This is a genomic window from Actinacidiphila sp. bgisy145 (assembly GCF_057708125.1).
On sequence record NZ_JBYIRL010000023.1, the window covers coordinates 1 to 11,702 of the forward strand.

General features: G+C 72.8%; 10 protein-coding genes. 5 read left to right on the forward strand and 5 right to left on the reverse strand.

Annotated features, from left to right (window positions below; all coding sequences use genetic code 11):
* Positions 1-72: 72 nt before the first annotated feature.
* Positions 73-2,535, reverse strand: coding sequence for an SdrD B-like domain-containing protein (locus tag AC3ERT_RS21080; protein WP_435176025.1), 2,463 nt, complete (start codon positions 2,533-2,535; stop codon positions 73-75).
* Between the two features lie 244 nt (positions 2,536-2,779).
* Here AC3ERT_RS21080 and AC3ERT_RS21085 point away from each other — a divergent pair, with 244 nt between their 5' ends.
* Entirely contained in the window at positions 2,780-3,511 is a 732-nt protein-coding gene (locus AC3ERT_RS21085; protein WP_435176185.1) for a hypothetical protein, read from the forward strand.
* 87 nt (positions 3,512-3,598) lie between these two features.
* On the opposite strand, the gene AC3ERT_RS21090 is transcribed toward AC3ERT_RS21085, so the two are convergent.
* Positions 3,599-4,984: a right-handed parallel beta-helix repeat-containing protein gene (locus AC3ERT_RS21090; protein ID WP_435176027.1), complete on the reverse strand. Its 1,386-nt coding sequence runs from the start codon at positions 4,982-4,984 to the stop codon at positions 3,599-3,601.
* A 126-nt stretch (positions 4,985-5,110) separates the two neighbouring features.
* Between AC3ERT_RS21090 and AC3ERT_RS21095 the strand changes: the two genes are divergently transcribed.
* Positions 5,111-6,319 (forward strand): Dyp-type peroxidase, encoded by a 1,209-nt coding sequence (locus AC3ERT_RS21095; protein ID WP_435176030.1) that lies wholly within the window; start codon positions 5,111-5,113, stop codon positions 6,317-6,319.
* Between the two features lie 34 nt (positions 6,320-6,353).
* Here AC3ERT_RS21095 and AC3ERT_RS21100 read toward each other — a convergent pair whose 3' ends face one another.
* Positions 6,354-6,731, reverse strand: a complete 378-nt coding sequence (locus AC3ERT_RS21100; RefSeq protein ID WP_435134032.1) for a hypothetical protein — start codon at positions 6,729-6,731, stop codon at positions 6,354-6,356.
* 99 nt (positions 6,732-6,830) lie between these two features.
* Here AC3ERT_RS21100 and AC3ERT_RS21105 point away from each other — a divergent pair, with 99 nt between their 5' ends.
* The gene (locus AC3ERT_RS21105) at positions 6,831-7,307 is read left to right on the forward strand and encodes an MSMEG_6728 family protein (protein ID WP_335982366.1); all 477 of its coding nucleotides are present in this window, start codon (positions 6,831-6,833) and stop codon (positions 7,305-7,307) included.
* 149 nt (positions 7,308-7,456) lie between these two features.
* Here the strand turns inward: AC3ERT_RS21105 and AC3ERT_RS21110 are convergent, their stop codons facing one another.
* Both AC3ERT_RS21110 and AC3ERT_RS21115 read right to left on the reverse strand, forming a co-directional pair.
* Positions 7,457-8,827 carry a hypothetical protein gene (locus AC3ERT_RS21110; protein ID WP_435176032.1) on the reverse strand — a complete coding sequence of 457 codons (1,371 nt, stop codon included), beginning with the start codon at positions 8,825-8,827 and terminating at the stop codon, positions 7,457-7,459.
* A 297-nt stretch (positions 8,828-9,124) separates the two neighbouring features.
* Complete coding sequence (locus AC3ERT_RS21115; RefSeq protein WP_435176034.1) at positions 9,125-10,042, reverse strand: hypothetical protein; 918 nt, start codon at positions 10,040-10,042, stop codon at positions 9,125-9,127.
* Positions 10,043-10,356: 314 nt separating this feature from the next.
* Between AC3ERT_RS21115 and AC3ERT_RS21120 the strand changes: the two genes are divergently transcribed.
* Together AC3ERT_RS21120 and AC3ERT_RS21125 are read left to right on the forward strand one after the other, a co-directional pair.
* The gene (locus AC3ERT_RS21120; protein ID WP_435134039.1) at positions 10,357-10,683 is read left to right on the forward strand and encodes a hypothetical protein; all 327 of its coding nucleotides are present in this window, start codon (positions 10,357-10,359) and stop codon (positions 10,681-10,683) included.
* 343 nt (positions 10,684-11,026) lie between these two features.
* Positions 11,027-11,266: a hypothetical protein gene (locus AC3ERT_RS21125; protein ID WP_435176036.1), complete on the forward strand. Its 240-nt coding sequence runs from the start codon at positions 11,027-11,029 to the stop codon at positions 11,264-11,266.
* Positions 11,267-11,702 lie beyond the last annotated feature (436 nt).

Sequence of the window (11,702 nt, forward strand, 5' to 3'; positions counted from 1 at the left end):
CGTCCCACACCTATTGGGGCTTCTTTCCCCTCCCCCCCCCCCCCCCCCCGCGGCGGTCGAGGGGTTCAGGGATCAGTGGGTGATGCGGCGCTTGCGGCTCACATAGGCGAACACCGCGCCCGAGCCCACCAGGAGGGCGACGACCGCCAGGATCTCCGCGACACCGGACAGGCCGGTGTCCGCGAGGGTGCCCGAACCGGAGGCCTGCTGGGCCGGGTTGGAGGGCGCCGGGCCCGTGGTGGGCGCGGAGGTGGGAGCGGAGGACGTCGGCGGCGGTGAGGTCGGCGGCGGCGTCTTCGACGGGACGTAGACGCCCGCGTCGATGGTGTGGTCGACGCCCCCGGCCTTCGCCGGCGCGGTCACCGGCGCGGTGCCGTCGCACAGCTTGCCGCTGGTGGGCGGGACCACGTTGGAGTCGTGGGCCCGGTCGGCGCCGGCCTTCGGGAGGGTGAAGCGCAGTTCGGCGGCCCCGGGAGTGCCCGGCACGTCGCTGGTGTCGGCGGTGCAGACGTCGAACTCCACGGTGTACTTGGCGCCCGGCGTCAACTGGTAGTCCGCGTCGGCCCCGCCGAAGTAGTACTCGCCGTCGGCGTCGGTCGTGGTCGTGGCGACCTGCTTGCCGTGGGCGTCGAGCAGGTTGACCGTCGCGCCCGGCAGCAGCACCTGGCCGGCGTCCTGGATGCCGTTGTGGTCGCCGTCGTACCAGACCACGTTGCCGATCTGGATCGGCGCGTTCGCCGCGGCGTACGCGATGTCGCCGAGGCCGCCCGCTTTGCCGAAGCCGTTCTCCTCCTGGCCGACGAACTGGTAGGCGTTGGCGGTGGTGTCGTTGCCCGGGCCGAGTCCCGTGGTCAGGTCGTAGTAGCCGGTGCCGGCCGTCTCGACGTGGGTCGCCGGGTCGAACTCGGTGCTGACGACGGACTGTTCGCGCGCGATGTGGGCGACGGCCCCGAGCGCGGTCTCCTGGTGCCCGCCGGCGAAGTAGTCACCGGGGAAGTACTCCACGACGCCGCTGTCCTCGTTGTCGTCGTTGGCGGCGGTGGCGTGGTCGGGGCAGTCGCCGGTGCCTTCCCAGGCGTACCCGCCGGAGCCGTCGGCGCACGCCATGTCGATGTCGCCGCCGGACATGCCGAACTCCGCCGTGTTGTTCAGCGGCCGCGGGTCCAGGCCCTTCGCGCTGAGCACGTCCATGAACCGGTCGCGGAAGCCCAGCACCATGGAGCCGTCGTTGGCGAAGGCCAGGCCGGACAGCTCCGGCTGCGGGTCGATGAAGGTGGTGCCCGACGCCGCCCGCTGGTCCCAGCTGGCCAGGTCGGTGTTCCACGGGTTCCAGTGGGTGGACGCGTCGGTCTGGACGCCGACGAAGACCTTCCCGCGCTCGGCGCCGAGCGGCTGCGTCAGCACCGTGGAGAACCGCTTGCCGTCGTAGGTGTCGACGACCGCCTTCAGGTCCGAGCGCTGCTGGCTGCTCTCCGCGTCGCACACGCCGCCGACGTACAGCGCGTTGTCGTGGACGGCGAGGGCGAACGGCCGCCAGTCGCCGGCGCCGGCGCAGCCCGGGTCCGGGATCGGCACCGTCGCCTCGGGCGCGCCCGCGGTGCTGCCGGTCGCGTCGAAGCTCACCAGGGTGCGGGTCAGCAGGTTGACCGCGTAGAGCGTGGAGCCGTCCTCCGACAGGGCCAGCCCGCCGATGCTCTCCTTGCCCGGCGCCTGGGTGAACCCGGCGTCCTTGATCATGTTGCTGCTGTCGTGGGGCGTCACGGCGGCGCCGGGCACCTTCGCGAAGAGCTGCGCGCTGCCGCCGTCGACCGGCACGGTGTAGATCGCGTTGCCGCCGTCGGGCCCGTACGGGGCGTAGCGGCGGGCGAACGAGCTCTGGAAGAGCCGGCCGCGGTACCGGTCGTACGCCAGCCCGTAGGTGGTGCCGACCTCGGACTGCGTGTCCAGGGTGGTCGGGCAGGAGGAGTCGGTGGGGCAGGTACCCCGCGCGGTGGTGCCGAAGGACACCAGCGCCTGGGTGTCGGTGCCGCCCGCGCCGTTCTGGACCGGCACGAAGTAGCGGGAGTCCGGCAGCGTGTAGTCGGCCGCGTCCCAGACTCCGGTGATGACCGAGGCGTCCTTGCCGCCGGTGAGGTCCACGAAGCTGGTGAAGCTGTCGAAGTGGTTCGCCGCGGTCGAGGCGGGCGCCGCCTGGAGGTAGTCGCTGTACGGTGACGGGACGCTGACGTCCACGCGGTAGCGGCCGCCGGTCAGCTTGGACGACGGCGCCACCACGACCTTCCCGGTCGCGTCCGTGGTCCCGGTGACGTGGTGGCCGGAGGCGTCGGCCACGTCGACTTTCATGCCCCGCTGCGGTACGTCGGTGGTGGCGTTGATCACGCCGGTGCCGAGGAAGTCCCGCAGCACCTCGACGGTCAGTGTGCCGTCGGAGGTCGAGGCGCCGGCGGTGCCGGCGCCCGTCACGACTGCGCCGGTGGCGGTGCCCAGAAGCAGGAGGCCGGACAGCCCCACCCGCACCAGCCTGTGTAATGGCATGGCATTCCCTTTGGTCGTCCCCAGGTCGGTGCCGACGGTCGGCGCCGCCACAGTGATCTCACAGGCCACGTTACAAGTTGACGCACCGTCATGTCCTGGAAACGCTGAGTCTCCGTGGCCCGGTTTCCGGTTCCTGTTAGCATCGCGCCGCGTGAGGAGCTTGCGGAGCAGCCGAGGTCTCCCGCGGGGTACGGCGGCCCGCCGCCGACGGCCGCGGTTACGCTGGGCGGCCGCCGCGCTCGCCCTGGTGGCGGCCGGGACGGCCGCTTTCGTCCTGGTCGGCAGCGGCAGCGGTGGTGGCGGTGGTGGCGGCGGCAAGAGCGGTGACTCCGGCCGGCGCGCGCTGACCGCGGACGAGGCGAACCGGCTGGCGATCACCCGCTTCCGCAACTACCAGGCGGGCGGCCGCGCGTTGACGATCACCGTGCCGAGCACCGGCGGCGGGCTCACCGTCACCGGGGCCGTCGACTACCGCGCGAAGGTCGGCTACGGGGTGGTGCGCGGCACCGGCCGCGACACCTCCAGCGACGGCCTGATCGAGTGGTCGTCCACCGCCGTCCTCATCCTGCCCATGACGAACGCCCCTGCTACGGCGCCGAGTTCGCCGCCGACCTCCGGCTGGTACCGCCGCCCGGTGACGACGGCCGGCAGCTCGCTGGACAGCGCGCTGACCATCGCGCTCGGCCTCGGCAGCGACCGGCCCGACAACGCGGAGCTGCTCCCCCAGAACGGCGCCGCCCGCCTCGGCCAGGACGAGGTGCGCGGCCACCGGGTCGTCGTCATGTCCGGCCCGAAGTCCGCGTCGGCGCCCGGCGCTTCGGGCGCCGTACGGTACTGGGTCGGCTCGGACGGGACGATGTACCGGGTACGGGCGGACCTGGCGTCCGAACCGCAGCCGGTGGTCGTCGACTTCGACACGCACCCTTACGTCGCGGTGCGACCGCTGCCCGGGGTCACGCCGACGCCGTCCTCGTAGCGTCGTTCCTTCGTCGCCTCGTTCCTTCGTCGCCTGGTGACCCCGAACGCGGCGTCGTAGGCGTCGAGTTGAGCGGCTACGTCCGGGCTATCCGGCCTGGACCCGCGCCCCGGTGGCGAGCAGCGACAGGGGCGGCAGCGGGATGTCCGCGGTGGTCGGCAGCGCCGGCACGGCCGGTACGACGGTGGCGCCCGCGGTGGTGGCGTGCGGGAACTGCGGCTGCGGGCCGGGCGCGGCCACCTCGGTGAACGGGATGCCCGCGGGCGCCGTCGGCGCCTGCCATGTGCCGTACGGGGTCGCGGACTTGGCCGGCAGCGGGCAGGACGCCGTGGTCGCGATCCGCGCGGGCACGGTCGTGTGCAGGGTGTTGCCGCGCAGGCAGTTGCCCTGCCCGCGGGTGGCGTTGGGGAACGTCCAGCCCACGTCGAGGCCGTTGCCGGTGAACGTGTTGTCCGTGATCCGGTTGCCGTTCGGCGGCAGGTCGGCGGTCGCGGTGATCACCAGCCCGGCGTCGGCGTTGCCGGTGATCCGGTTGCGGACGAACTGGTTGCCGCTGCCGCCGTCCACGCCGATGCCGATCCCCCAGCCGCCGTCGGCCTGTTCGGGTGTGCCCGGCTGCTGGTTGTCCGCGATCAGGTTCCCCGCCACGACGGCGCCGCGCTGCGGGAGCAGCTTCTCCTGGTGGTCGGAGTCCGTGGTCAGGCCGACCCGGTTGCCGACGAGGCGGTTGCCCACCACGTACATGTCGCCGCTGGCGTTGGTGCCCTCGTAGCCGACCGCGTTGAGCTCGGCGACGTTGTCCCGTACGACGACCTGGCACGGCTTGCACTGCCCGACGTAGATCCCGGAGTCGGCGCCGCCCGAGGCGTAGGAGTGCTCGATCACGCCGTTCTGCGCGGAGAACGCGTAGATGCCGTAGAGCCCGTTGCGGGTCGCGGTCACGTAGGAGACCAGGAAAGAGCTGAGGAACTTCACCGGTTCGTCGCCGGTGTCGTAGCCGCCGCTCTGGCCGGGCAGCCCTGCCACCGCCCGCGCGGAACCGGTGACCAGCACCCCGTTCTGCGTGTTGTTCTCCACGGTGAGGTTCTCCACCGCGACCCCGGGCGCGGCCACGACGACACCGTTGGCCTGCTGCAACCGGCCGTCGATGACGACCTTCTGCCGGTTCTCCCCGCGCAGCGTGACGCGCGCGGTGTCGATGCGCACCGACTCGTGGTAGACGCCGGGGGAGACCAGGACCAGGTCGCCGGAGCGGGCCAGGGACACCGCGTCCGAGATCGTCGGGGCGTCGGCCGGTACGTGGATCGTGACGTGCGAGCCGGCGGGCCGCCTGCCCTCGGGCGCGCTCTTGCCGCTGCTCTTGCCCTTGCCCGTGGAACCGCCGCCGTGGGCACCGCCGCTGCTGCAACCGGCGAGGAGTGCCAGGGTGCCGCCCAGCAGCGCCGCGGCCACGCGAAGAGCTAATCGAGGCATGCGCTCAGTCTGGCACGGGCCGCCAACGCATCGCGTAGATAGCAAAATTGACGGCGCGTGATCTGGCGCGGCAGTCGTTGGGACATCGGCGGGCGCGGCGGCGGCGGGTATGGCACCCTGCACATCATGCGCCCGCCCGATCACCAGCCGTCACGCCGCAGGTTCCTCGACGCCACCGGGGCGATGGTGGCGCTCGGGCTCACCGCGGGGTGCACCTCGGACGCCGGCCACTCCGGTTCCGGCCGCGCGTCCGACGACGCCGAACCGCCGGACGCGCAGACCGCGTCCGCGGCCACCCCGGCGCCCGTACCGGCCACCGGCACCCACCAGGCGGGCATCACCCTCCCGCAGCCCGCCCAGGGCAACCTGCTCGCCGTGGTCGCCGACCTCACCGCCGCGGCCGACCCCGGCCCGCTGCTGGCCGAACTCGGCCGCGCCGTCGCCGCGTTGACCGCCGGCACCGACGCCCGGCTGCTCGGCCTGCCCCCGGGCGACCTCACCGTGACGGTCGGCGTCGGCCCCCGGCTGGTCCGCACGGCCGGCGCGGCCCTGCCCGGCGGCACCGACCTGCCCGGCGGCACGGACCTGCCCCGCTTCTCCCGCGAGCAGGTCGCCGCCGGTGCCCGCGGTGGCGACCTGCTGCTCCAGATCTGCGCGAGCGACGCCCTGCTGCCCGCGATCGCCGCCACCGCGCTGCTGGACCAGGCCGGCAGCCGCCTGCGCGAACGCTGGCGCCAGTCCGCGCACCGCGGCGCGAACATCCCCGTCGGCACGTCCCTCACCGCGCCGCGCAACCTGCTCGGCTTCATCGACGGGATCGTGGGGCCCCACACCGCCGAGGCGCAGCAGCGCAACCTGTGGCTGGTCGGCCCGTCCCAGGTCGCGGGCGGCACCATCGCGGTGGTGCGGCGGATGGCACTGGACCTGCCGCGGTTCGCCGCGCTGTCCGTCGCCGAGCAGGAAGCGGTGTTCGGCCGCCGCCGCACCTCAGGCGCCCCGCTGTCCGGCGGCGCCATCACCGCCGACCCGTCGCTGGGCGCCAAGACCCCCGACGGGCGCTACCTCATCCCCGCCGACGCCCACGTCCGCCGCGCCAACGCCAACGCGGTCGGCGCCGGCCTGATGCTGCGCCGCTCCTACAGCACCGACGCGCCCGCCGCCGGCCTGCTCTTCATCAGCTTCCAGAACGAGTTGCGGACCTTCACCAGCACCCTGGCCCGCATGGACGACTCCGACGCGCTGCTCGCCTTCACCACCACGACCGCGACCGGGACCTTCCTGATCCTCCCCGGCTTCACCCCCCACCGCCCCCTCGGCTCCACCCTCTTCCCCTGAGGCCGTGCGCACCGTCGGCCCGCACCCCCCGGCGTCACCCGATCCAACGGGCCGCGGCCTCGTACGTCGTGTCCGGGGAGCGGTTGAAGGCGATGGCCGCAGCGGGCGCGTAACGCCGGATCAAGTTGACGACCTGCTCCAGGAGTTCGACCTGCTCGTCGGAGTGCCGCAGGCCGCCGCCGACGGTGACGCACTCCCACGGATGCGCGCGCAGCGCCTCCCCGACCACCGCGCCGACGTCATCGCTGCCGTCGAGCCCGATGAGGCAGGTGCGCACGCCCACGCCGTGCGCGTCGAACTCCGCCAGCCCCGCCCGGATCGCCCGTGCCGCCGGCTCCGGGTCCCACGGCCCGGGCACCCGGTACGGATCGAGCCCGATCACCAGCACCCGCGGCACGTCGACACGGTCCATCCTCGGACGGTACGCCCCGAGGGAGGCGCTCGGGCGGCGCTGGGGCGGCGCCTGGCGTGTCGCGGGCGTTCGGCGGGCCCGGGCGGTTACTCGTACCGGGTGCAGACATTCCTCCCTTACCCGGACTTCGCGGCCACGGCGGGCGTGCTCGACCCGCGCCGCCTCGGCAAGCAGCGGGTCGAGGCCATCCAGGTGCTGCGGGGCCTGACCGTGCCCGGGTACGGCTGGCGCCACCACCCCGCGGTGCACATGTGGGCCGGGTACGAGGAGGCCCTGGTGCGCTACGGGTTGGAGATCTGCCGGGTGTGGACCGCCGCGGGGCGGGCCGACACTTGCGCGGACACCCTGCGGCACGACCTGCCGGCCCGGGCGCGCGCCACCCGCTCCATCCGCACCGCCGCCGAACTCGCCGAGGACGGCGACCTCCCGCCCTGGCTCGGCGACCCGGCCTTCCACCTCAGCCACCGCTCAGCCCTCGTCACCCGGGCCCCGGAGCACTACCGCCGCTACTTCCCCGACACCCCGACCGACCTCCCCTACATCTGGCCCTCCTCGGACCGTAAGCCCTCCGTCTGACCGGGGCGTCGGCGGGCGCCGAACGCAACCCCACCTCGCCGCCCCGTCCGTGCCGGAACCCGTCCGTGATCCCGGGTCGGCTTCCAGCCGGCTGCGAACCTCCATGACGAGTGTCCTGAGCTGCGCGATTGGGAGGAGGCGAGGACGGGTCAGTTGACGGTGAGTGCGGCCGTGTCGTCCGACGGGTTCGTGTCGAACGCCGGCTGCCCACCCGGGCTCCAGTCCATGGAGACGGAGCCCTGGGCGCCAGGGATCACCTGGTCGACGCGCAGGGTGAGGGAGAAGTCCGTGACAGTGCCGGCCGTCGAGACGATGCTCTGGTTCGAGCAGCGGTACCCGCTGCCCTGCTCTCGGCAGTTGGCGGAGGAGCCGACGGGCGACGTGCCCGGCGGCAGTTGGACGTCGACGGTGCCGACGATGTCGCCGCTGCGGTAGAAGATGGTCGCGGGACCGTTGTTGGTCATGGCGAAGTCCAGCGTGACGGTGTCGCCCTGGGCTGCGGTGGCGCTTGCGCCGGACACCGAGAAGTCCGCCGTGTTGGCGGCCTGCAGGTTGGTGATCCGGTAGTCGCCGTGCGTACCGCGCTCGGAGAGCGACACGACGCCGGACGGCGCGTCGTTGGCGGTTCCCGGCGTGATGGTCCTCAGCGTCAGTTGGCCGCCGGTGCCTTGGGTCCACTGGTGCCCTGAAGCGGACTGCTGGATGCCCGGATCACCGGCCGGCGCGATCATCGAGTCCAGGTAGGTGTAGTAAGCGGTCGACTCGACGTTCAGCCGGACGGCCGGCGCGAGCGCGGCCTTCTCTCCAGGCAGCACCTGTCCGGGGATGGTGCACAGCGCCATCTCCGCCACCATGGGGCCGCCGTCGGCGCTGTACTCGCAGTTGCCGAAGTGCTTGGCGAATCCGATCCCGGGGGACGCCCACAGCAGCACCTGCGTGCCGTCGGCGGCGCGGTCTCCGATGTTGGTGAAGCGCACCGGCTTGTTGACGGTCGAGCCGACCGCGAGATCGGTCAGGTTCGCCGGCTGGGCCTGGTCGAAGGCCGGGCCGCCGATCTCGACCGTGCCCTGGCCGCCGACGATCGACGCGTCGTCCGCGGTGCCGCCGATCGTGTACGCGGCGGACGATCCGACGGGAGCACCGGCCTTCGCCCTCACGGTCATCTGGGTCTCGGCGCCGATCGTGCCGACACCGGTCAGGTCGTCGTAGTAGAACGACTCCCCGCAGCTGGCGACGTGCTGGACCACCGTGCAGTTGTCCGAGAACGTCACATTCGCGATCTTGGAGAGCTGCGTCACGTCGATCGTCAGCGTGGCGCTGGTGCTCAGGCTCTTCGCCGTGGTCGTGAACGAGAGGTAGGGCATCGCGGTCTTCGACACCCCGGCCAGGGTGGCCGGGGAAACCGCGACCGGCGCGATCTGCCGAAGGGCGATGACCGGCTGGTCGTCTGCCTGCGCCGGGACGGTGCCGACCCCGGCGAGCGCGAGGCCCATCGCCACGCCGACGACTGCGGTCAGCACCGTGGCACGGCGATTCGGACTGTGTTTCACGCGGTCCCCCCACAGAGATTTCACAGGATGTGCACGGGACAGGCTAGGCACGGCAGTTGGAGTTGACTACTCCGGCCGTGCGCCCGGCTGAGGCCAAATCCGGCTGATCCAGCATGAACAGCCTGTGACTTTGCGGATATTTGACGAGCGCGCAACGGGGTCACCGGTTCGCGTTCCGCCGAACGTTCCTGCATGTGGCGTCCCCCCCGGCGCCTGCAATCCGTGAAGGCGGCCGTTGCGCCGTCGTGAGGGCGTACCGAGCGGACGTCAGGCGCTTGCGCCGGTCAGCGCGCCCGGGCGGCTGTCGAGAGCGGCGCGGACCAGGGCTCGGCCCCGGGCGGCGGTACGGGCGCGCTCGTCGACGGGGTCGGGCGGTGGGGCGCCCGCTCCGGCGCAGGTGCGGCAGATGCCTTCGTACGGGCTCGGTCGCGCGCAACTGCCGCACTCGTGCCAGCGGGGCTGCGGCGGCGGCGCGGTGATCGGCTCCGGCGGCGGGGGCAGCTTGCGGGTGAGGCGGTCGCGCAGGAAGGCCGACGCGCTGTGGACCCGTTCGGGCAGGCCGCTGAGCAGGGCGGGGGCGAGGTCACGCGGGCCGAAGCCGCGTTCCAGCCAAGGCGTCACCAGGGGCGCGAGCGTCATGGCCTCTGCCGGGCCGAGGCGTAGACGCGGCTCCGCCGCGGTCACGCGGTGGAGCAGGGCCGCCGCCTCGGTGCCCGTCGCGTCCGACGGCTCGGCCTGGGCCTCGGTCTGGGCCTCGACCTGGGCGAGGGGCGCGGACGGGAGGCCCCGCTGTGCGGGGAGGGTGGGTTCTTTCCCACGGTCCTTTACGGGGTTGGCACCGCGGTCATCGGCCGCCGGCCGACCGGAGCCCGGACGTACGGCACCCGGTCCCACCTGCGGGGAGTCGTACACGTGGGCCTGGCTGACGAAGGTGCCGTCCGGGCGCCGCACCCGCTCGACGCGGTAGTAGCCGAAGGCGGTCAGCTCGCGCAGGGCCTTCGCCACGGCCAGGCGGCCCTGGGGACTGGTGTCGGCCATGCGGCGGCCGTCCTCGCGCCAGCCGTCGGGGCGGGAGAGGAGGTCGGCCAGCAGGCCGCGCGCGGTGTACGACAGCCGCCGGTCTTGCAGCGCCGTGTTGGGCAGGACCGTGAAACCGCGCGTATGGCGGCTACGATGGATCTGCATGGGGAGAGTTGGCTCCTTGTGCCGGACCCCGGAGCGTTGGCGCGCTGCCGGGGTCACTCTATTAAGTTCACTGGTGACAGAACGTACCACGTGATTCGCCCAAGATCGACTGCTCTTGGGCGCCTTGTGGACCGGTGGAACGTTCCTCCGTGAGCGAGGACGGCGTCACGGGCCGGAAGCGGGCGCACGGTGTCCCGCCTCGGTCGGTGGCCGGGGCTCGGCCCGGCGGCGGGAGCGGCCCGGTGTGCCTTCGTCCGGACCGGGCCCGGCCCACGGGCGGGCCCGGTGGGCGTGCCCCCGGCTACCCTCCGGGTGTGGACCACGACAGACCGCTCCTCCGCATCGTTTTCCCCGACCTCGTCGCCGAGCTGGTTGCCCTGCTCGAAGCCGAGGGCGAGCGCGAACTCGCCACCTGCGCCTGGGATCTGCGGCTCTTCGGCGAGTGCGGCTGCCGGGACGACTTCTGCCAGAGCCTCCGTACGGCTGATCATCCGGAAGGACAGCCGTACGGTGAGGGCCACCGCTGCGTCCCGCTCCTGCCGTCCAGCGGCATGGTGAACCTGGACGTCGTGCACGGGCGGATCGTGTACGTCGAGATCCTCGACCGGCCACCGCTGGTTCGGCATGAGGCGGAAGGGTGACCACGGAGGGGTCATACCTCAGCGCGAGTTGTCCGAGGGCTCCTGCCGCCGGGCGAGCGAGAGCCCGCGGCGGGTCCGGTCGACTTCGGTGACGGCGACCGTGCCGGACAGCGTCGCGCCAGGGGGCAGGGGGCAGGGGGCAGGGGGCAGGGGCCACGGGCCAAGCGCCGGCGATGCGAGGCAGGCCCACAGCTCCGGGTCCTCAGGTATGCCGCTTCACACCAACCGCCCCCGTACGGAAGGCTGTTGTCCTGGCCCGCAGTTTACGGGGACGGCAGGTCCGGGCGGTTCGGACGGGCAATCGGATGTGCATAACTCCTGGGCGCCCGAGAGGGGGCGCGGCATGGGGATGTTCAGCAGGGAAAGGCCCGGCCGGCGGGAGTTTCCGCCGGAGTTGGTCGAGGAGGCCAGGGCCAATCCGGGAGGCTGGGTCTACGAGATCGACGGGGACATGGTCGACGATCCGAACGGGGACGTGCCCCCTGAGGCCATCATCGGAGCCTGGCAGGTCAACACACGGGGGAAGATCTACGGCGACTTCCGGCCGAATCCGAACTACCGGCCGGGACCGGAAGGCCCGTAGCCCGGCATCGGTGCGCGCGCCGGAAGGCCCAGACCTCCACGCGGCGGACGTATGACAACTACTCGTCGTCCAGCCGCTGGAGGATCTGCTCGAAGTCGCCTTCGTCGAGTACGCCACCGGGTCCAAGTCCTCACCGGCACTGGGCAGGAAGGACGCCACGAACCTGTTCGTCCGCAGTCGGCCCGGGGGATGACGACGGCGCAAGGGTCAGTCCCCCTCGTCGGGGTCTGCATCCTGACGGGCACAGCGTTGCGAGGGCCGCCTCTGACAAGGGAGCCGGTACCTCGATCTGACGGACGGCGACGGCTCACCGTTCGACGTCGGGCGGCGCGCGGCGCCTCGCGGAGAAGGAGCTGTTGCGATCGACCGGCGCCGGCGCCGGCGACCGAGCGGGCCGCGGGACCGGCGCAGGCGTCGGCCGGCCAGGGCAATGCGC